This is a genomic window from Pantoea sp. B566 (assembly GCF_024793925.1).
In the GTDB taxonomy this organism is placed as follows: Bacteria; Pseudomonadota; Gammaproteobacteria; order Enterobacterales; family Enterobacteriaceae; genus Pantoea; species Pantoea ananatis.
The window spans coordinates 2,726,712-2,746,721 of the sequence record NZ_JANUQL010000003.1 but is presented as its reverse complement, the minus strand read 5'-3'; the positions used below and the strand labels follow the sequence as shown (position 1 = coordinate 2,746,721).

The window sequence follows — 20,010 nt, the reverse complement described above, 5'->3', positions numbered from 1 at the left end:
GTGAAGGAGCATACTGAGGTATGTGACTGAGCGGCGCGAGGGAAGCCAGCGCGGCAGCAGCGTGAAAGACGCAGGACGGAGCACAAAGAATTTGCCTGGCGGCTGTAGCGCGGTGGTCCCACCTGACCCCATGCCGAACTCAGAAGTGAAACGCCGTAGCGCCGATGGTAGTGTGGGGTCTCCCCATGCGAGAGTAGGGAACTGCCAGGCATCAAACAAGTGAAGAAGCCCTGAACTGACGTTCAGGGCTTTTTTACGTCTGCGTTCTGCCAGATAACCCCTCATCTCTGCGCCGTTCCGGACCGGACGCATCCCTTTACCGGCGTTTAACGGGCAAGGGTGAACCTGCAGCAAGGCACGGGTGCAGTGGCGGAGCGACGTAAAACACAGGCACGTCATCTGGTACGCGGCAGACAGGCTCTAACGATGATGGTAATTACACCTTCTTTGCCGTTCGAAGACGGGAAAACCCTCTACTGAACGCTGCTGATCTGCATCATTCACTCGCTACCCATTGTGTTGTCAGCTATGCGCCTTTTTACCCAGCCATGTCAGGATAAATGCGGCCACTTCTTGTGGCTGGTTGATGTTCAAAACGGGCACATTCAGGTTTAAAGTCGTGTCGTCACAGGCGACAGCCACCACCTTCTCATCCAGCAGTGCTGCTAGCTCACCTTTAATACCCGATCGCCAAAGCACAATTTTGGCGACTGGCTCATCTTTAAATCCTTCGACTAACACTACATCCAACTGTTCGCCGTCCATTCGTCCCACTAACGTCATTAAGCTGACAGGCTGCTCAGGCGTTTCACACATCAGCGCCCAACGACGGTCGCTGGCGACAATAACCTGATCGGCTCCGGCTTTACGCAGCCGATAGCTGTCTTTACCCGGCCTGTCTACGTCCATGTCATGGTGGGTATGCTTAATTAATCCTGCACGTATTTCCTGCGCTTTTAACAAGGGTATAACTTGCTCGAGTAGTGTGGTTTTACCGGTTCCGCTCCAGGCGACAATGGCCAATAACGGAATATGCATTATGACTTCTCCTGCATGATCAGATCGTCAGGTGTATTGATGTTGCTGAACGCTGACTCTGGATCGCTAAATAAAACCGGGTGCCCACCATGCTCACGCATAAACTGCATAAGCCTGCGCTCCCCCCGTAACAACCATGTCTCAAGATCGTCGGCAATCGCCTTATTCATCAAGGCCAGGGTTGGATGATCCCGCTGGGAGGATTTCACCCATACAGCAGGTGCGTTGTTACGCTCCTGCCAGAGGCGCGCAACAAAATCATCGGGGATCTGAGGTGTATCACAGGCACAAAATGCCACCCAATCAGTGGGGCTGTGCCGTAAACCGCTCAACATACCTGCAAGCGGTCCTGGGTAGTCCTTGATTGAATCGGTTACGACCTGATAACCACTTAGCTGATAACGATCAATGTTGCGGTTAGCGCTTATTAACACAATGTCTACCTGCGGCCTCAACCGCTGTAGAACGTGTTGGTAAAGGGGTTTACTCTGCATCATGAGTAATCCTTTATCCTGCCCGCCCATACGGCTACCTTGTCCACCAGCAAGGATTACACCGGTAAATGCTGCCATCTTGTCTCCTTGTGTCATTCTGGACGTGAATCACCTGCATTGAGGAATCATTATGAAAACCCATCGGCTGACTGAACTGCTTGAACTCCTGCAACCGGCATGGGAGAAAGAGCCCGATCTTAACCTGTTGGCATTTTTACAAAAACTGGCCCACGAGTCTGGTTTCATTGGCCCATTAAGTGAATTAAGCGATGACGTATTGATTTATCATCTAAAAATGCGTGATTCAGCCAGCGACGATCAGATTCCAGGCCTGAAAAAAGATTATGAAGTCGATTTTAAAACCGCCCTGCTACGTGCACGTGGTGTCATCAAAAATGACGAGTAGTGTTATCCTTGGCCATTAACAGAAAAGATAAGCACAGGGATAACCATGAGTGATGCCGCCTTTAACTTCCAGACACTCAATCCTGATGTCCTGTTGGATGCGCTTTGGGAAACGGGTATTCGGGTTGATTCTGGTTTAACCGCCCTGAACAGCTATGAAAATCGGGTTTATCAGTTTAGCGACGATGAAAAACGTCGCTATGTGGCCAAGTTTTATCGCCCTCAGCGCTGGAGTGCAGAACAGATCACCGAAGAGCATCGGTTTTCCCAGGATTTACTGGATGATGAGGTGCCGATTGCCGCGCCGTTAGTTTTGCAGGGCGATACGCTGCAACGTCATGCTGGCTTTTACTATGCGGTCTTTCCCAGCCTGGGTGGACGGCAGTATGAAACCGACAACGAAGATCAGATGGAATGGGTAGGCCGTTTCCTGGGACGTATTCATCAAACTGGCCGCAAAAGCCTGTTTCAGCAACGCCCATCTATAGGGCTTGAAGAATATCTGGAGCAGCCGCGAGAAGTCCTGGCAAAGGCTGAGCTCGTGCCTGCGTCACTCCGCCCAGCATTGCTGGAAGCTGTCGATAAACTTGGCATCACGCTGCGGCAGTGCTGGCATAGCGACTGGCAGCCGCTACGCTTACATGGTGATTGCCACCCGGGCAATATTCTGTGGCGCGATGGCCCGCTGTTTGTCGATCTTGATGACGCCCGCAATGGTCCCGCTATTCAGGATCTGTGGATGTTAATAAGTGGCGATAGACAGGAACAGCGTATTCAGTGGGATATTCTGTTGGACGCATACAGTGAATTCAGCGACTTCGATATTAACGAATTGTCACTGATTGAGCCTTTACGTGCTATGCGCATGATTTATTATCTGGCCTGGGTCGTGCGCCGCTGGCAGGATCCCGCTTTTCCGCGCGCTTTCCCCTGGATGACGGATGAGGATTTCTGGCGCCGGCAAATTTTGCAGTTTATCGAGCAGGAAAAGGTGTTACGGGAACCTCCGTTGCAGCTGGCCCCGCAATTTTAATGAAAAGTCAGGAGAGTTTTCCCCAATGAAGAAAATATTTTTTGCACTGATGGGTTTGGTGCTGGCGTTCAGCGCATCTGCTGCACAATTCACTGAAGGTAAACAATACGTTAGCCTGCCTAAACCTGTTGCAGGTGAACCCCAGGTCATGGAGTTTTTCTCTTTTTTCTGCCCTCACTGCTACCAGTTTGAGCAAATTTACCATGTCGGTGATGCAGTTAAAAAGAATCTGCCAGCCGATACGAAGATGGTGAAGTACCACGTTGACTTCCTTGGCGGCGACTTAGGTCCCGTTGTCACCTATGCGTGGGCCGTCGCGATGGCGCTGGGCGTAGAAGATAAAGTGACTTCACCTATTTTTGATGGCATTCAGAAAAGCCAGACGATTACGGATGCAGCCAGCCTGAAAGACGTATTCATCAAAGCAGCGGGCATTTCTTCTGAGCAGTACGATGCGGCCTGGAACAGCTTTGCAGTAAAAGCCCTTGTTGCCCAGCAGCAAAAAGCGGCGTCTGACGTTGATCTGCGCGGCGTGCCAGCGATGTTTATTAACGGCAAATATATGGTTAATAACGGCGGTCTGGATACCAGCTCAATGGCGAACTTCGTGGCGGATTATGCCAACGTAGTGAAGTTCCTGGTTGAGAAAAAATAAGCGTTTTACGCTGAGTTTTTTGCAAAACGCCAGCATACGCTGGCGTTTTCATTTGTAATTTGTGCGCCCATCGCTGACCTGTTGAAGAAGCACAGTTTTTCTATCCACACAAGCAAACATGCCATTAAAAATCACGATCGCATCACGGATTTATATTAACTATATGATTTTGTTATTTTTAATTTTGGCTTAATCTTTTTTATGACATAAATAAACTATTGATATAATTTTTACGCACAAAGTTATCCACAGAAAGATCGTTGCGATCCTCATTACAGAAGCACGAAAAACGTCACTCCCTGTTTGTCTTGATTAACCCTTTTCGCCAAGGTGTGGCATCCTTATAGGCCAATCCATGGCAACGAAGAATACACAGACATATGGCGCAAATAGCAGAAAACCCCCTGATTTTGGTTGATGGCTCATCCTATCTTTATCGCGCGTACCACGCTTTCCCGCCGCTAACCAACAGCGCAGGTGAGCCTACTGGTGCTATGTATGGCGTGCTCAACATGCTGAAAAGCCTGTTGGTACAGTACAGCCCTACACATGTTGCTGTGGTGTTTGATGCTAAAGGCAAAACCTTCAGGGATGAACTGTTTGAACATTACAAATCCCACCGCCCACCGATGCCTGATGATTTGCGGTCACAAATAGCGCCGCTGCACGAAATGGTGCGTGCGATGGGCTTGCCGCTGTTGGCTGTCAGCGGCGTTGAAGCGGACGATGTGATTGGTACGCTGGCGTTAGAGGCAGAGAAAAAAGGCCACGCTGTTCTGATCAGCACCGGCGATAAAGATATGGCGCAGCTTGTCACACCGGGCATTACGCTAATCAATACCATGACGAATACCATTCTTGGCCCAGAAGAGGTTGAGCAGAAGTATGGTGTGCCACCGTCGTTGATCATCGATTTTCTGGCGATGATGGGGGACAGCTCAGATAATATTCCCGGCGTACCCGGCGTGGGTGAAAAAACAGCCCAGGCGCTGCTGCAGGGGCTGGGCGGGATGCAGTCCATTTACGACAATCTTGATAAAGTCGCCGATCTCTCTTTTCGCGGTGCAAAAACCATGGCCGCGAAACTGGAGCAGAATCGCGATGTTGCTTTTCTTTCTTATCAACTTGCCACCATTAAAACAGACGTCGAGCTCGATCAACCCTGTGAAGCGCTTACGGTCAGCGAACCTGATGTTAACGCGCTGCAAGCGCTATTTAGCCGTTTCGAATTCAAGCGCTGGTTGACCGACCTGCAAGAGGGAAAATGGCTGCAGGGTACTAAAAGCAACCGGCAAGCCCAGCAGGTTCTTACCGATGAGCCGGTGGCGAGCGTTGAGGCCACCAGCCTGTTATCGGCTGACGGCTATATCACCATTCTGGATCAGCAAACCTTAGATGCCTGGGTGGAGAAGCTGAAAAACAGCGAGGTCTTTGCGTTCGATCTCGAAACCGATGGGCTGGATACGTTAACGGCTAATATCGTCGGCCTCAGTTTTGCGGTAGCGCCAGGTGAGGCGGCTTATCTGCCTGTGGCCCATGATTACCTCGATGCGCCGGAGCAGCTCGACCGCGATGCCGTTCTTGCGCAACTCAAGCCGCTGCTCGAAGATCCTGACGCCAGTAAAGTGGGGCAAAATCTCAAATACGATCGTGGCGTGCTGAAAAACTACGATATTGAACTCGCCGGTATCAAATATGACACCATGCTGGAGTCATATATCCTGAACAGCGTAGTGGGCAAGCATGATATGGACAGCCTGTCTGCGCGGTGGCTGAATCATAAAACCATTACCTTTGAAGAGATCGCCGGTAAAGGGAAAAATCAGCTCACATTTAATCAAATCGCTTTAGAGCAGGCTGCACATTACGCAGCAGAAGATGCCGATGTCACTCTGCAACTGCATTTGAAAATGTGGCCTGAGCTTGAAAAAGAAGCCGGCCCTAAAAAGGTTTTTGAACAAATTGAAATGCCCCTGCTTAAGGTGATTTCACGTGTCGAGCGTAACGGCGTATTGATCGATCAAGCCATTCTGGCGCAGCACTCTAAAGAGCTGACATCGCGCCTGGCTGAGCTTGAGCTTAAAGCGCATGAGCTGGCGGGCGAGCCCTTTAATCTCTCATCGACCAAGCAGCTGCAGGTCATCCTGTTTGAAAAGCAGGGCATTAAGCCGACGAAGAAAACACCCGGAGGCGCGCCTTCTACCAGTGAAGAAGTTCTGGCTGAGCTGGCACTGGACTATCCGCTGCCAAAGGTCATTCTGGAGCACCGTGGGTTGTCGAAACTGAAGTCAACTTACACTGATAAACTGCCGCTGATGATCAATCCTGTCAGCGGTCGCGTGCACACGTCCTATCATCAGGCGGTAACGGCTACCGGTCGCCTGTCTTCAACCGATCCTAACCTGCAAAACATCCCGGTCCGTAACGATGAAGGACGCCGCATTCGTCAGGCCTTTGTTGCGGGCAAGGGGAACCGTATCGTGGCGGCGGACTATTCACAGATTGAACTGCGTATCATGGCGCATCTGTCACAGGATAAAGGCCTGCTCGATGCCTTTTCCCAGGGAGAAGATATTCACCGTGCTACTGCGTCAGAGGTCTTTGGCGTGCCGCTGTCTAAGGTCACGGGCGAACAACGTCGTAGCGCCAAGGCCATCAACTTTGGTCTTATCTACGGCATGAGCGCGTTTGGATTATCTCGCCAGCTGAACATTGGCGCAGGCGAAGCGAAAAAGTATATGGATTTGTACTTCGAGCGCTATCCTGGCGTGCTGCGCTATATGGAAAACACGCGCCAGCTTGCAGCCAGTAACGGGTATGTTGAAACGCTGGATGGACGCCGTTTGTGGTTGCCCGACATCAAGTCCAGTAATGCCATTCGTCGTAAAGCTGCTGAACGTGCGGCGATTAATGCCCCCATGCAGGGAACGGCCGCGGATATCATCAAACGCGCTATGATTGCGGTCGATGACTGGTTACAAAAGCAAACCGATGATGCGGTCAGGATGATCATGCAAGTGCACGATGAACTGGTGTTTGAAATCAAAGCTGAAGCCGTCGATGAAGCCAGCAAGCAGATTCGCGCGCTGATGGAGGGCAGCATGGCGCTGGATGTCCCCTTACTGGTCGAAGTCGGCGTAGGCGACAACTGGGATCAGGCGCATTAAGACTCTGGCTGGTGGCGTTTATGCGCCACCGCTGGCGCATTATCACGTGATCAGGCATGAAGCCGGCACACCGTGGTACCGGCGCTGCAAAACGATGCAGTAACTTATTATGGCCTAAGCACTTTTTTTGTAATTTAACTACATGCCACCCTCATTTTTGTGACGAGCATGGTAAAAAAAGTGACTAAAAATGAAAGAGAGCAACAAAAAACCCTTTGTTGCTCACAAAAAATCAGGTAAAGTTCGAGGCGTAGGGTACAGAGGTAAGATGTTCTATCTTTCAGACCTTTTACTTCACGTAATCGGATTTGGCTGAATTTAGCCGCCCCAGTCATTCTGTGACTGGGGCGTTTTTTATTGGGCTGACGCTAAAAAACGGCAGCCTGTGAGGTTTGTCAGGCTTCAGTGCCCTGATCTTCAACAGCAGGTTCGAGTTCACTAAACCAGCTATTCAGCTTATGGCGCACTTTGTCGACGCCGATTTTTTTCAGCGATGAGAAAACCTCAACCTGCACATCACCCATAAACGCCATTGAGGCTTCTTTCACCATATTGAGCTGGGCTTTACGTGCGCCGGAAGCGAGCTTGTCAGCTTTAGTCAGCAGCAGGAGTACAGGGATCTCGCTCTCAACCGCCCACTGAATCATTTGCTGATCCAGATCTTTAAGCGGGTGGCGGATATCCATCAGTATCACCAGGCCTTTAAGCGCCTGCCTTTTTTGCAGATATTCGCCCAATGCCCGTTGCCATTTGAGTTTCATCTCTTCTGGCACTTCAGCATAGCCGTAACCCGGTAAGTCTACGAGGCGCTTGCCTTCTGCAACTTCAAACAGGTTAATCAGCTGCGTACGACCGGGTGTTTTACTGGTTCGCGCCAGGCCTTTTTGATTGGTGAGCGTATTTAAGGCGCTGGATTTACCCGCGTTTGAACGACCAGAAAACGCAACTTCAATGCCGGTATCAGAGGGCAAATGGCGGATGTCCGGTGCGCTAAGAATGAAGCGGGTGACATGGTAATTCAGTTCAGACAAGGGAATACTCCAGAAACGCATTAGGGCAATGGCGCTGATTATACGCGTTATGGCGCGAAAGTGCTCAATACCATTGGTGAGGCGCCTTTGTAAGATATTTGCCATAAATTTTGCCCGTTATGTCTCTTTTTAGTTAAATAATTAAAAAAATAAACCATTAAAATTCAGTGAATTATACTTAAGTACAGGTTTTTTCGCCTAAAGACTGACATGTGTTACTTGAGCCTTTTACCATATGGTCTACATTATTCAGCAGTGCAGGATGCACTCATCAGGATGATGCGCTCAGGAATGTTGGGATAACGAAGAGCGGCTGGAATGGAAATGGCTATGGATGGGAGCCGGAAAAGGAAAGGGATACGCTCAGGAGTTGAGCAGGCGCAGGATTAACCGGGACGTTGTGAGCCGAAACGGATTTGAAACATGATTCCTTCTGCTGAAGGTATGAAATAAGGCGACAGCTTGAGCTGTCGCCTTTTTTCTTTGTCTGGTTTCTGCTAGATTTCGCCGCAATTCTATACTGAATAAAAAACACCGGGACCGAACATCATGAAGCAACCTGCAAGCGCTGCGAAAGGTAAGCCTGTCGCCAAAGCTAAACGTAAATCGCGTGAAGATATCAATAATGAAGCGCGCGATCGTAAACGCGATAAAAAGCATCGTGGCCATGCGTCAGGCAGCCGTGCTAATCCGCAAACGCAGAGCAACAACGGCAAGCAAAGCGCCGCCGCGAAAGATCCGCGTATTGGCAGCAAGAAGCCAGTGGCATTGATCGCTGACGAAAAGGCCGCACCGGCAAAAGCGAAAAACGTTGCGGCCAAACCGGCGAGGGAGAAAAAAGTGTCTCTCACTCCTGAAGAGGAGCTGGCGCAGCTGGAGAACAGTGAGCGCCTGGATGCGCTGCTCGATCGTCTTGAAAAGGGTGAGACGTTGTCATCAGAAGATCAGGGCTGGCTTGACGTGACGCTGGATCGCATTGATGAACTGATGGAACAGCTTGGTATTGAAATGGACGAAGAGGAAGACCAGGAGGCGGAAGAGGATATGTATCGCCTGCTAAAAGGTAACTAAGCTGTATTGATCGGCATGCGCGCATGCGCATGCCATGCTTAACAGGTAAACGACAATGTTTTGGCCTGGATCAATTTTCGTGTTGTTGATGACATGTTATCTGCTGTGGTTATTGTTTAAACTACGGCGACTGTCGCGTCTGAAGCAGCGTTTACGTCGGGTTTCCGCCCGCTCACCTCTCTTTCCTTCTGGATCGCGACCTTTACGACGGCAACGTAAGCGGAAGGAGTGAGCATGTCAGCAATGCAGATCAAGTGGGACCAGGCGTTAATTGAAAAATATAACTCTGCCGGTCCGCGTTACACGTCTTATCCCACCGCCTTAGCGTTCAACGATAAGTTTACCGATAACGACTTCAGACACGCCATTGAACGTTATCCGCAACGTGCCTTATCGCTGTATATCCACATCCCGTTCTGTCATCGCCTGTGCTACTTCTGTGGCTGCAATAAGATTGTCACGCGTCAGCTGCATAAAGCCGACCGTTATCTGAATGCGCTTGAGCAGGAGATCACTGCCCGCGCACCGCTGTTTAAGGGTCGTCAGGTTAGCCAGCTGCACTGGGGCGGCGGAACGCCCACGTTCCTTAATAAACAGCAAATCAGCCGGCTGGTGGCGCTGTTGAAGCAGCACTTTACCTTTATCGACGACGCAGAGATGTCGATCGAGGTCGATCCACGTGAAATTGAACTGGATATGATCGATCACCTGCGCGCGTGTGGTTTCAATCGCCTGAGCATGGGCGTGCAGGATTTCAATAAAGCCGTGCAGGAGCGGGTGAATCGGGTACAGGATGAAGCGGTTATTTTTGCCTTGATGGCGCGGGCGCGCGAGCAGGGATTTCGTTCAACCAGCATCGATTTGATTTACGGGTTGCCGCTGCAAACGCCTGAAAGCTTCGCTTATACCTTGCAGCGCGTTATCGCATTGGATCCTGATCGCCTCAGCGTCTTTAACTATGCCCATCTCCCCGGGCTGTTCGCCGCACAGCGTAAAATTAAAGAAGATGAGCTGCCCTCAGCACAGCAGAAGCTGGATATCCTCCAGCAGACCATTACCACGCTGACCCAACAGGGCTATCAGTTTATTGGTATGGATCACTTTGCTAAACCGCAGGACGAGCTGGCAGTCGCGCAACGTGAAGGAAAACTGCACCGCAACTTTCAGGGTTATACGACACAGGGCGACAGTGACTTGCTGGGGCTTGGCGTATCTGCGATTAGCATGATCGGCGACAGCTATGCGCAAAACCAGAAAGGGCTTAACGACTGGTACAGTCAGGTTGAAAAACAGGGCCATGGCCTGTGGCGCGGATTACTGCTCAGTGAAGACGACTGCTTACGTCGCGACGTGATTAAAAGGCTGATCTGCAATTTCTCACTTGATTTCAGCACGGTCGAAGCGCAGTGGAATATTCAGTTTGAACGCTATTTTGCGGAAGACATGGCGCTGTTAAAACCGCTGATTAGTGATGGGCTGGTGGAGCAGCATGCAACGGACCTGAGAGTGACGGGAGCCGGACGCTTGCTGATTCGAAATATCTGTATGTGCTTTGATGCGTATCTACGTCACAAGGCGCGGCAGCAGCAGTTTTCACGCGTCATATAAAAAAGCCGGAGCAGCCTGCGCTGTTCCGGCAGTGGATTTCTTATTCCATCCCCAGTTCTTTGAGCTTACGCGTCAGGGTATTTCTCCCCCAACCCAGCAAACGTGCCGCTTCCTGTTTGTGGCCCTGAGTATGACGGAGCGCCGTGGTCAGCAACGTACGCTCCATCTCCGGCTGGGCTTCAGACAGTAGATTTTGATGACCGGAACGCAAGGCGCGGTCAGCCCACTGCGCCAGCAGGGTTGCCCAGTTATCCGGCAACGACTGAGTAGGGCTTTCCGGGGTACTGGATTCAAACAGCTCTGGCGGAAGATCCTGGATCAGCACTTCCTGTCCCGCAGCCATAACGGTTAACCACCGACAGGTATTCTCCAACTGGCGCACGTTACCCGACCAGTGCAGACGTGTCAGCGCGGTTTCGGTTTCCGCGTGCAGAATCTTGGCCTCAACCCCCAGTTCCCGTGCCGCAACCTGGAGGAAATAACGGGCCAGACGCGGGATATCCTCACGGCGCTCACGCAACGGCGGCAGATGCACGCGGATGACGTTCAGACGATGGAATAAATCCTCACGGAACTTGCCTTCCTGCACCCGCAGTTCAAGGTTCTGATGCGTTGCGGCAATAATACGGACGTCAACTTTTACCGGCGCATAGCCGCCGACGCGGTAAAATTGCCCGTCAGCCAGAACACGCAGCAGTCGTGTCTGAACATCCAGCGGCATATCGCCGATTTCGTCTAAAAACAGCGTGCCGCCATCGGCCTGTTCAAAACGGCCCTGACGGATCTGATTGGCACCGGTAAACGCCCCTTTTTCATGACCAAACAGTTCTGACTCGATCAAATCCTTGGGAATCGCGGCCATATTCAGGGCAATAAACGGCGCTTTGCTGCGAGGGCTGTGGCGATGCAGCGCATGCGCAACCAGTTCTTTACCCGTACCGGATTCCCCGTTGATCAGAACGCTGATCGACGAGCGAGAGAGACGGCCAATAATACGAAACACATCCTGCATGGCGGGCGCTTCGCCGATAATATCGGTGGTCGGGCCGCTGACAGGCTGATTACGTGGCTGCTGCTGTTCCTGATAGTGGCTGATGGCGCGCTCGACCAGCGCAACAGCCTCATCAATATCAAACGGCTTGGGCAGATAATCAAACGCCCCTTGCTGATAGGCACTGACCGCGGCATCCAGATCGGAGTGCGCCGTCATGATGATGACCGGGAGCATGGGATGGCGCTGTTTAATCTGTTTTAGCAGCGTCAGCCCGTCCATTCCGGGCATACGAATGTCTGACAATAAAACGTCCGGCGTTTTTGTCGCTAATGCGTTCAGGACGTCGTTCGCACTGTCAAAGGTCGCACAGCTCAAACCGGCTCCAGTGAGCGCGCGTTCAAGCACCCAGCGGATGGAGCTATCGTCATCGACGATCCAGACTATCCCTCGTTGCATAGAAACCTCACTGGCGAATAGGCAGGTAAACCGAAAATTCGGTATGACCTGGCCAACTGTTAAACTCAATTTTTCCTGAATGCTGATCAATCAGGCTACGGGCAATAGAAAGACCTAAACCGGTTCCGCCTTCACGTCCGCTTACCATCGGATAAAACAGCGTATCCTGAAGCTGAGCCGGAATGCCGGGACCGTCATCTTCGATATCAATACGGGCGACCAGGCGATACCGCGTACCGTGCAGCGTCAGCTGAAAGGCGGTACGGGTGCGAATGACTATCGTGCCACCGTCCTCGCCCAGCGCCTGCAGCGCATTACGCACCACATTCAGCAGTACCTGTTCGATCTGGTCGGGATCGTGGGGCAACTCCGGCAGGCTGGGATCGTAATCGCGGACCAGAGACACATTTTCTGGCAGCTCCATCGAGACCAGGTTGACCACCCGTTCGGCGACCTGATGAATACTCTGGGTGATGTGCATCCCGGGCTGTTGCGGCCCTAATAAGCGATCCACCAGATTCCGCAGGCGATCGGCCTGTTCAATAATGACTTTGGTATATTCATTCAGCGCGGGATCGGGCAGGGCGCGAGACAGCAGCTGGGCCGCACCGCGCAGTCCGCCTAACGGATTTTTAATCTCATGAGCCAGCCCACGCACCAGATCGCGTGCCGCAACCTGCTGAGCATGCTGGAGTTGTTCCTGGCTCAGGCGACGTTGATTATCCATGGGCGCCATTTCCAGCAAAATCAGGCCATCAGGCAAGCGCTGCGCTGTCAGCGACATAATATGTGCCCGACCATCGACCACCAGGGTAACTTCACTGTCCGTAAAGCCCTGGCCCGCCTCAAGACTCTCGCGCATTACCTCGACATTCAGCGAAAAGTAGCCGGTCAGTTCAGGTAACGGCGTGCCGAATAATTTACGCGAGCTTTGCGCCAGTAATTGCTGTGCCGCGGGGTTGGCGTAGTGAATAACCAAATCGTTATCCACCAACAAAATACTGTTGATTAAGGTATTGAGAATCTGCCCGGCATCGGGCAGTGAGGCAGTTGCCATACAGCGTTCCTCTGCACTGATTTAGTGCATTGTAATCTTTAAGCCGGAATTAAAGCGAATGAACGATGAATTCGCGGAGAAAAAAGCCCATCCGAAGATGGGCTAAAGTTTCCACGGCAACAAAAAAACGTTTCAGACTATCGGTGCCGCCTTTGCAAGATCTGTCTGCGGCACCCATTTGCTTATTCTGAAATTAAACGCTGTAGTACAGTTCGAACTCAACCGGGTGCGGCGTCATGCGCACACGATCGTTTTCGGATTTACGCAGTTCGATATAGGCATCGATCGCGTCATCAGTGAACACGCCGCCACGGGTCAGGAACTCGCGGTCTTCGTTCAGGGCAATCAGCGCTTCTTCCAGTGAACCTGCAACTTTTGGAATTTCAGCTTCTTCTTCCGGTGGCAGGTCATACAGGTTTTTGTCCATCGCATCGCCAGGATGGATCTTGTTGATGATGCCATCAAGACCCGCCATCAGCAGTGCGGTAAACGCCAGGTATGGGTTAGCCGCTGGATCCGGGAAGCGCGCTTCAATACGACGTGCTTTCGGGCTGGCAACAACCGGGATACGGATTGAGGCTGAACGGTTACGCGCTGAATAGGCCAGCATCACCGGCGCTTCATAACCCGGCACCAGACGCTTGTAGGAGTTGGTGGTTGGGTTCGCCAGGGCGTTAATAGCTTTAGCATGCTTGATGATGCCGCCAATGTAGAACAGCGCCATTTCAGACAGGCCGCCGTACTTATCGCCAGAGAACAGGTTCTGACCGCCTTTAGACAGCGACATATGGCAGTGCATACCGGAACCATTATCACCAAACATCGGTTTTGGCATAAAGGTCGCCGTTTTGCCGTAGGCATGAGCCACGTTGTGAACGACATATTTGTAGATCTGAATTTCGTCAGCTTTTTTGGTCATGGTATTGAAGCGGGTAGCCACTTCGTTCTGACCTGCTGTTGCAACTTCATGGTGATGGGCTTCAACAACCAGACCCATTTGCTCCATGGTCAGACACATGGCAGAACGGATGTCCTGTGATGAGTCAACCGGTGGAACCGGGAAGTAACCGCCTTTCAGGCCTGGACGGTGGCCTTTGTTGCCGCCTTCGTATTCTTTGCCGGTGTTCCAGGCTGCTTCGATATCGTCGATAGCAACATGAGAACCCGAAGTTGAAGAACCAAAACGAATATCGTCAAACAGGAAGAACTCTGGCTCTGGGCCAAACAGAACGGTATCCGCAATGCCTGAAGAACGCAGGTAATCTTCCGCGCGCTTGGCGATAGAACGTGGATCGCGGTCATAGCCCTGCATGGTGCCTGGCTCAAGAATGTCGCAACGAATGATCAGGGTCGAATCTTCAAAGAAAGGATCCATTACCGCCGTGGTTGCATCCGGCATCAGCACCATGTCTGATTCGTTAATGCCTTTCCAGCCGCCGATGGAAGAGCCATCGAACATCTTGCCTTCTTCGAAGAAGTCAGCGTTAACCTGGTGAGCCGGAATAGTAACGTGCTGTTCTTTACCTTTGGTATCGGTAAAACGCAGGTCAACAAACTTAACTTCATGCTCGTTCATCATCGAGAGAACGTGTTCAGCGGACATACTCAACTCTCCTGGAAATGGTCATTGTCTACATGGCGAGAACCGGGTTACGGAATAGACGACTGTTAACTGTCTTTCCTGAATCTGATCCTGACCAGCTCTGTAACCGTTGTCTTACATCGTTTTCATCTGGATAATACAAAGCGAATTCTGTGCCAACTTTATTTCTTTGCACAAAATCGCGCTGTCATGCACCTTTTTGTCATAAAGGTCATGCACCATGATAGTTGCATTGCACTGTTTGTGTGCGGTTGGGTTGAAAGTGAGCACTTTTTTGGTGCAAAACATCGACACAGTGCAAATTTTGCACGCCTATTAGTGCGATTTTGCGACAATGCAATAAACTTTCAGTGAAAAGTGTGATCGTGTTCAGTCTCCCGCTTAATCCGTGTACAATACCGCGTTATTTCTAATGCCTGAGGCAAAAAAGCTGTGATCGAAAATTTGCGTAACATCGCCATCATCGCGCACGTTGACCATGGAAAGACCACCCTGGTTGATAAACTGCTGCAACAGTCCGGTACTTTCGATGCCCGTACTGAAGCCACCGAGCGCGTGATGGACTCCAATGATTTGGAGAAAGAGCGTGGGATTACCATCCTCGCAAAAAATACCGCCATTAAATGGAACGACTACCGTATCAACATCGTTGATACCCCAGGACACGCCGACTTCGGTGGTGAAGTTGAACGCGTAATGTCTATGGTGGATTCGGTACTGTTGGTTGTAGATGCGATGGATGGCCCTATGCCGCAAACCCGCTTCGTAACCAAAAAAGCGTTCGCGCATGGTTTGAAGCCGATTGTGGTTATCAACAAAGTTGACCGTCCTGGCGCGCGTCCTGATTGGGTTGTTGATCAGGTATTTGACCTGTTCGTTAACCTGGATGCGACTGACGAGCAGCTCGACTTCCCTATCATTTTCGCCTCGGCGCTGAATGGTATTGCCGGTCTTGAGCACACAGACATGGCTGACGATATGACCCCGCTGTATCAGGCTATTGTCGACCATGTATCGCCTCCACAGGTTGAAGCGGATGCCCCGCTGCAGATGCAAATCTCTCAGCTGGACTACAACAACTACCTGGGCGTTATCGGTATCGGCCGCATCAAGCGCGGTAAAGTGAAGCCTAACCAGCAAGTCACTATCATTGATAGCGAAGGTAAAACCCGTAACGGTAAAGTCGGTAAAGTGCTGACTCACCTGGGCCTGGAGCGTATTGACAGCGACCTGGCAGAAGCAGGCGATATCATTGCGATTACCGGTCTGGGCGAGCTGAACATTTCTGACACCATTTGTGATCCGCAGAACGTGCAGGCGCTGCCAGCACTGAGCGTGGATGAGCCAACGGTTACCATGTTCTTTAACGTCAACACCTCTCCGTTCTGCGGTAAAGAAGGTAAGTACGTGACGTCTCGTCAGATCCTTGAGCGTCTGAACAAAGAACTGGTTCACAACGTAGCACTGCGTGTTGAAGAAACCGAAGATGCTGACGCGTTCCGCGTATCGGGCCGTGGTGAGCTGCACCTGTCTGTTCTGATCGAGAACATGCGTCGTGAAGGTTTCGAACTGGCGGTATCCCGTCCGAAAGTTATCTTCCGCGAATTCGAAGGCCGTAAGCAAGAGCCTTTCGAGAACGTGACGCTGGATATCGAAGAAACGCATCAGGGTTCAGTCATGCAAGCCATGGGCGAGCGTAAAGGCGACCTGAAAAACATGGATCCAGATGGCAAGGGCCGCGTACGTCTTGACTACGTGATCCCAAGCCGTGGCCTGATCGGTTTCCGTAACGAATTTATGACCATGACCTCAGGTACCGGTCTGCTGTACTCCACCTTCAGTCACTACGATGATATTCGTGCGGGCGAAGTGGGCCAGCGTCAGAACGGCGTGCTGATCTCTAACGGTCAGGGTAAAGCGGTTGCGTTCGCCCTGTTCGGTCTGCAGGATCGCGGCAAGCTGTTCCTGGGTCACGGTGCAGAAGTTTATGAAGGCCAGATCATCGGTATTCACAGTCGTTCTAACGACCTGACTGTAAACTGCCTGACCGGTAAGAAGCTGACTAACATGCGTGCTTCCGGTACTGACGAAGCGACGACGCTGGTTCCACCTATCAAAATGACACTTGAGCAGGCTATCGAGTTCATTGATGATGACGAACTGGTCGAAGTGACCCCTCAGTCAGTGCGTATCCGTAAACGTCACCTGACTGAAAACGACCGTAAGCGTGCTTCACGCGGCGGTAAAGACGCATAACTGCGCTGTAGGAAGCCCCGTTTAAACGGGGCTTTTTTTTTCCTGCGCGATTGCTACCCAGAGTTAAATCTACCCTAAACCAGCCCGTAACTTCTTCTCTCCGCCCTTTCAACGTTGTGTCGTCGTGCCTTAATTTACTGTTTCTGTTTTTCTCATCCAGGCTGCCTGTTCAGGCTGCGCTTTTACCGCTAGAGTGAATGATCCAGGGAACCCGAGGAGGCACCATGCTGTATATCTTTGATTTGGGCAATGTGATTATCGATATCGACTTTAACCGCGTACTGGGCGTCTGGAGTGACCTCAGCCGCGTGCCGCTGGCTTCGCTTCAAAGCCACTTCCATATGGATGACGCATTTGAACAGCATGAGCGCGGCGAAATCAGTGATGAGGCCTTTGCAGAAGCCCTGTGTGAGAAGCTGGATATCGCGCTGAGCTATGAACAGTTCGCGGCAGGCTGGCAGGCGGTTTTTGTGGGTGTCCGGCCGGAGACGCTGGCCGTAATGCACCAGCTAAGACAGGCGGGACATCGGGTGGTGATTCTCTCCAACACCAACGCCCTGCACTGTACCTTCTGGCCAACGCAATATCCTGACGTACAGCAGGCGGCTGACAAGATCTACCTGTCACAGGAGCTGGGCATGCGTAAACCTGAAGCGAGAATCTATCAGCATGTGTTAGATGCTGAAGGGGTGAGCGCCGATCAGGCCGTGTTCTTCGATGACAATGCCGCGAATATTGAGGGCGCGCGGGCGCTGGGAATTAACAGCGTGCTGGTAACCGACAGCACAACCGTGCCGGACTGGTTTGCAGGTCAGCATTAAGCCATGAAGTTACGTCATTTTCGCCCCGGGCTTCATGCGTTCTGGTTGTGGCTTAAGCTGCTGTGGAAGCGCATTGATAATGATGCCATGACGACGCAGGCAGGCAACCTGGCCTTTGTCTCGTTACTGGCGCTGGTGCCGTTGATTGCCGTGGTCTTTGCGCTGTTTGCTGCGTTTCCTGTGTTCTCTGATATTAGCGTACAGCTTAAGAATTTCATTTTTACCAACTTCATGCCCGCTGCGGGTAACACGCTGCAACGTTACCTTGAGCAGTTTGTGGCAAACGTGCACCGGATGACGGCCGTGGGCGCGGTGGGGTTGATCGTAACGGCGCTGTTGCTCATGCATTCCGTGGATTCGGCGCTGAATGCGATCTGGCGCAGCGACAAAAAGCGGCCGCTGGTCTATTCCTTTGCGGTTTACTGGATGATATTAACGCTCGGGCCCTTGCTGGCGGGTGCCAGTTTAGCCATCAGCTCTTATCTGCTGTCGCTGAAATGGATCAACGTGACGGGCGTAACCAGCCTGGTCGATCAGATGCTGCGTTTCTTTCCGCTGCTCTTATCGTGGCTGTCGTTTTGGCTGTTATACAGTATTGTCCCGACACAGCGGGTTCCTTCGCGCGATGCGTTGACGGGGGCGCTGGTCGCCGGACTGTTGTTTGAGCTGGGGAAAAAGGGCTTTGCGCTCTATGTTACGATGTTCCCGTCTTACCAGCTGATTTATGGTGTGCTGGCGGTGATCCCCATTTTATTCCTGTGGGTTTACTGGACCTGGTGTATCGTACTTCTCGGTGCGGAAATTACCGTGACCTTAGATGACTACCGCCAGTTCAAACGGCAGGAAAGAGAAAAAGAACGAGAGGACGGATGATTGCTTTAATTCAACGCGTTCAGCGTGCCAGCGTCAGTATTGATAACGCTGTTGTGGGTGAAATCGGACAGGGATTGTTAATACTGTTGGGCGTTGAAAAAGGTGATGATGACAAGCGCGCCGAGCGGCTGGCGGAGCGCGTGCTGGGCTATCGTATTTTTAGTGACGACCAGGGCAAGATGAACCTGAACGTCAAACAGGCGGGCGGCAGTGTGCTGGTGGTGTCTCAGTTTACGCTGGCTGCCGATACGCAAAAGGGCATGCGCCCCTCATTTTCCGGCGGGGCTGAGCCACAAGAAGCAGAACGGCTGTATGACTATTTCAGCGCGTGTTGCCGTCGCCATGACGTGATGACCGCGAATGGCCGTTTCGCCGCGGATATGCAGGTCGCGCTGGTCAACGACGGGCCAGTGACATTCTGGTTACAGGTATGACGCCGCATACCGCGCGGCTAAACCTCCGCCATCCCGCATCAGACCGAGAGAAACATTTTATGTATCATCTTCGTGTGCCACAAACGGCGGAAGAGCTGGATGTCTATTATCAGTTCCGCTGGGAAATGTTACGAAAGCCGCTGCATCAACCCCAGGGTTCTGAACGGGATGCCTGGGATGCGTTAGCGCATCATCAAATGGTAGTGGATGAGCAGGGTAAACCCGTTGCGGTGGGGCGACTTTACATCAATGCGGATAATGAGGCGGCGATCCGTTTTTTAGCCGTACACCCAACCGTTCAGGGGAAAGGCCTGGGCACGCTGGTGGCGATGACGCTGGAGTCGGTTGCGCGTCAGGAAGGCGTCAAACGTGTGACGTGCAGTGCGCGTGAGGATGCGGTGGCGTTCTTTGCCAAGCTCGGATATGTCAATCAGGGCGAAATTACTGCTCCACAGACCACGCCGGTGCGCCACTTTCTAATGATTAAGCCGGTTGTTACGCTGGATGATATCTTACACCGCGCGGACTGGTGCGGGCAGCTACAGCAGGCCTGGTACGAGCACATCCCCCTGAGTGAAAAAATGGGCGTGCGGATTCTGCAATATACCGGGCAAAAATTTATTACCACCATGCCGGAAACAGGTAATCAAAACCCGCATCATACCTTGTTTGCCGGAAGCCTGTTTTCGCTGGCCACGCTTACCGGCTGGGGGCTGATCTGGCTGCTGCTGCGTGAGCGCCATCTCGGTGGCACCATTATTCTGGCCGATGCGCATATTCGCTATAGCCGGCCGATCACCGGCAGGCCGGGTGCTATTGCCGACCTTGGCTCACTGAGTGGCGATCTCGATCGCCTGGCACGGGGTCGCAAAGCCCGTGTTCAACTGGACGTGCAGCTATTCGGTGATGATGAGTGTGGTGCGGTATTTGAAGCCGTGTACATCGTGTTGCCTGTGGATCCGGACGGACCGCTCGAAGAGGGCGGCTCAGGGGCGCGCATCAATTAAACGACAG

At 52.0% G+C, this 20,010-nt stretch carries 17 protein-coding genes and 1 rRNA gene; 12 read left to right on the top strand and 6 right to left on the bottom strand.

Annotated elements, in window-relative coordinates; translation table 11 throughout:
- Positions 1 to 94 precede the first annotated feature (94 nt).
- A 5S ribosomal RNA gene (rrf, locus tag NYE92_RS14585) occupies positions 95 to 210 on the top strand.
- 312 nt (positions 211 to 522) lie between these two features.
- Here rrf and mobB read toward each other — a convergent pair.
- Both mobB and mobA read right to left on the bottom strand, forming a co-directional pair.
- Positions 523 to 1,038 (bottom strand): molybdopterin-guanine dinucleotide biosynthesis protein MobB, encoded by a 516-nt coding sequence (gene mobB, locus NYE92_RS14580; RefSeq protein ID WP_022622399.1) that lies wholly within the window; start codon positions 1,036 to 1,038, stop codon positions 523 to 525.
- Positions 1,038 to 1,610 carry a molybdenum cofactor guanylyltransferase MobA gene (mobA, locus tag NYE92_RS14575; RefSeq protein WP_022622398.1) on the bottom strand — a complete coding sequence of 191 codons (573 nt, stop codon included), beginning with the start codon at positions 1,608 to 1,610 and terminating at the stop codon, positions 1,038 to 1,040. The genes mobB and mobA overlap by 1 nt, the downstream gene beginning before the upstream one ends.
- A gap of 52 nt (positions 1,611 to 1,662) precedes the next feature.
- Between mobA and NYE92_RS14570 the strand changes: the two genes are divergently transcribed.
- The 4 genes from NYE92_RS14570 (at position 1,663) to polA (ending at position 6,792) form a co-directional block, all read left to right on the top strand.
- A complete protein-coding gene (locus NYE92_RS14570; protein WP_013027791.1) occupies positions 1,663 to 1,938 on the top strand; it encodes a YihD family protein in 276 nt (91 codons plus the stop codon).
- A gap of 45 nt (positions 1,939 to 1,983) precedes the next feature.
- Positions 1,984 to 2,970, top strand: a complete 987-nt coding sequence (locus tag NYE92_RS14565) for a serine/threonine protein kinase (protein ID WP_013027790.1) — start codon at positions 1,984 to 1,986, stop codon at positions 2,968 to 2,970.
- A 25-nt stretch (positions 2,971 to 2,995) separates the two neighbouring features.
- Positions 2,996 to 3,625 carry a thiol:disulfide interchange protein DsbA gene (gene dsbA, locus NYE92_RS14560; RefSeq protein ID WP_259019105.1) on the top strand — a complete coding sequence of 210 codons (630 nt, stop codon included), beginning with the start codon at positions 2,996 to 2,998 and terminating at the stop codon, positions 3,623 to 3,625.
- Positions 3,626 to 4,005: 380 nt separating this feature from the next.
- The gene (gene polA, locus NYE92_RS14555; protein WP_029570805.1) at positions 4,006 to 6,792 is read left to right on the top strand and encodes a DNA polymerase I; all 2,787 of its coding nucleotides are present in this window, start codon (positions 4,006 to 4,008) and stop codon (positions 6,790 to 6,792) included.
- Between the two features lie 395 nt (positions 6,793 to 7,187).
- On the opposite strand, the gene yihA is transcribed toward polA, so the two are convergent.
- A complete protein-coding gene (gene yihA / locus NYE92_RS14550; protein ID WP_259019505.1) occupies positions 7,188 to 7,823 on the bottom strand; it encodes a ribosome biogenesis GTP-binding protein YihA/YsxC in 636 nt (211 codons plus the stop codon).
- Positions 7,824 to 8,372: 549 nt separating this feature from the next.
- Here yihA and yihI point away from each other — a divergent pair.
- Entirely contained in the window at positions 8,373 to 8,894 is a 522-nt protein-coding gene (gene yihI, locus NYE92_RS14545) for a Der GTPase-activating protein YihI (protein WP_014604730.1), read from the top strand.
- 234 nt (positions 8,895 to 9,128) lie between these two features.
- Entirely contained in the window at positions 9,129 to 10,502 is a 1,374-nt protein-coding gene (gene hemN, locus NYE92_RS14540; protein WP_089517724.1) for an oxygen-independent coproporphyrinogen III oxidase, read from the top strand.
- Positions 10,503 to 10,542: 40 nt separating this feature from the next.
- Here the strand turns inward: hemN and glnG are convergent, their stop codons facing one another.
- The 3 genes from glnG to glnA all read right to left on the bottom strand — a co-directional run bounded on the left by glnG (position 10,543) and on the right by glnA (position 14,612).
- On the bottom strand, positions 10,543 to 11,952 hold the full coding sequence (gene glnG / locus NYE92_RS14535) for a nitrogen regulation protein NR(I) (RefSeq protein WP_014332989.1): 1,410 nt from the start codon (positions 11,950 to 11,952) through the stop codon (positions 10,543 to 10,545).
- Positions 11,953 to 11,959: 7 nt separating this feature from the next.
- The gene (gene glnL, locus NYE92_RS14530) at positions 11,960 to 13,009 is read right to left on the bottom strand and encodes a nitrogen regulation protein NR(II) (protein ID WP_014332990.1); all 1,050 of its coding nucleotides are present in this window, start codon (positions 13,007 to 13,009) and stop codon (positions 11,960 to 11,962) included.
- A gap of 193 nt (positions 13,010 to 13,202) precedes the next feature.
- On the bottom strand, positions 13,203 to 14,612 hold the full coding sequence (gene glnA, locus NYE92_RS14525; protein WP_014332991.1) for a glutamate--ammonia ligase: 1,410 nt from the start codon (positions 14,610 to 14,612) through the stop codon (positions 13,203 to 13,205).
- A 432-nt stretch (positions 14,613 to 15,044) separates the two neighbouring features.
- Between glnA and typA the strand changes: the two genes are divergently transcribed.
- The 5 genes from typA (at position 15,045) to fabY (ending at position 20,003) form a co-directional block, all read left to right on the top strand.
- Positions 15,045 to 16,868 (top strand): ribosome-dependent GTPase TypA, encoded by a 1,824-nt coding sequence (gene typA, locus NYE92_RS14520; protein WP_014332992.1) that lies wholly within the window; start codon positions 15,045 to 15,047, stop codon positions 16,866 to 16,868.
- 224 nt (positions 16,869 to 17,092) lie between these two features.
- A complete protein-coding gene (yihX, locus tag NYE92_RS14515) occupies positions 17,093 to 17,689 on the top strand; it encodes a glucose-1-phosphatase (RefSeq protein WP_014332993.1) in 597 nt (198 codons plus the stop codon).
- Between the two features lie 3 nt (positions 17,690 to 17,692).
- Positions 17,693 to 18,562 carry a virulence factor BrkB family protein gene (locus NYE92_RS14510; RefSeq protein ID WP_013027778.1) on the top strand — a complete coding sequence of 290 codons (870 nt, stop codon included), beginning with the start codon at positions 17,693 to 17,695 and terminating at the stop codon, positions 18,560 to 18,562.
- A complete protein-coding gene (dtd, locus tag NYE92_RS14505; RefSeq protein ID WP_013027777.1) occupies positions 18,559 to 18,996 on the top strand; it encodes a D-aminoacyl-tRNA deacylase in 438 nt (145 codons plus the stop codon). Before NYE92_RS14510 ends, dtd begins: the two co-directional genes overlap by 4 nt.
- A gap of 59 nt (positions 18,997 to 19,055) precedes the next feature.
- Positions 19,056 to 20,003, top strand: coding sequence for a fatty acid biosynthesis protein FabY (gene fabY, locus NYE92_RS14500; protein WP_026020958.1), 948 nt, complete (start codon positions 19,056 to 19,058; stop codon positions 20,001 to 20,003).
- Positions 20,004 to 20,010: the final 7 nt, after the last annotated feature.

Bases quoted from the DNA above. Each gene is read 5' to 3' on its own strand.
- mobB (WP_022622399.1), bottom strand. From the start codon at position 1,038: ATGCATATTCCGTTATTGGCCATTGTCGCCTGGAGCGGAACCGGTAAA.
- mobA (WP_022622398.1), bottom strand. From the start codon at position 1,610: ATGGCAGCATTTACCGGTGTAATCCTTGCTGGTGGACAAGGTAGCCGT.
- NYE92_RS14570 (WP_013027791.1), top strand. From the start codon at position 1,663: ATGAAAACCCATCGGCTGACTGAACTGCTTGAACTCCTGCAACCGGCA.
- NYE92_RS14565 (WP_013027790.1), top strand. From the start codon at position 1,984: ATGAGTGATGCCGCCTTTAACTTCCAGACACTCAATCCTGATGTCCTG.
- dsbA (WP_259019105.1), top strand. From the start codon at position 2,996: ATGAAGAAAATATTTTTTGCACTGATGGGTTTGGTGCTGGCGTTCAGC.
- polA (WP_029570805.1), top strand. From the start codon at position 4,006: ATGGCGCAAATAGCAGAAAACCCCCTGATTTTGGTTGATGGCTCATCC.
- yihI (WP_014604730.1), top strand. From the start codon at position 8,373: ATGAAGCAACCTGCAAGCGCTGCGAAAGGTAAGCCTGTCGCCAAAGCT.
- hemN (WP_089517724.1), top strand. From the start codon at position 9,129: ATGTCAGCAATGCAGATCAAGTGGGACCAGGCGTTAATTGAAAAATAT.
- glnG (WP_014332989.1), bottom strand. From the start codon at position 11,952: ATGCAACGAGGGATAGTCTGGATCGTCGATGACGATAGCTCCATCCGC.
- glnL (WP_014332990.1), bottom strand. From the start codon at position 13,009: ATGGCAACTGCCTCACTGCCCGATGCCGGGCAGATTCTCAATACCTTA.
- glnA (WP_014332991.1), bottom strand. From the start codon at position 14,612: ATGTCCGCTGAACACGTTCTCTCGATGATGAACGAGCATGAAGTTAAG.
- yihX (WP_014332993.1), top strand. From the start codon at position 17,093: ATGCTGTATATCTTTGATTTGGGCAATGTGATTATCGATATCGACTTT.
- NYE92_RS14510 (WP_013027778.1), top strand. From the start codon at position 17,693: ATGAAGTTACGTCATTTTCGCCCCGGGCTTCATGCGTTCTGGTTGTGG.
- dtd (WP_013027777.1), top strand. From the start codon at position 18,559: ATGATTGCTTTAATTCAACGCGTTCAGCGTGCCAGCGTCAGTATTGAT.
- fabY (WP_026020958.1), top strand. From the start codon at position 19,056: ATGTATCATCTTCGTGTGCCACAAACGGCGGAAGAGCTGGATGTCTAT.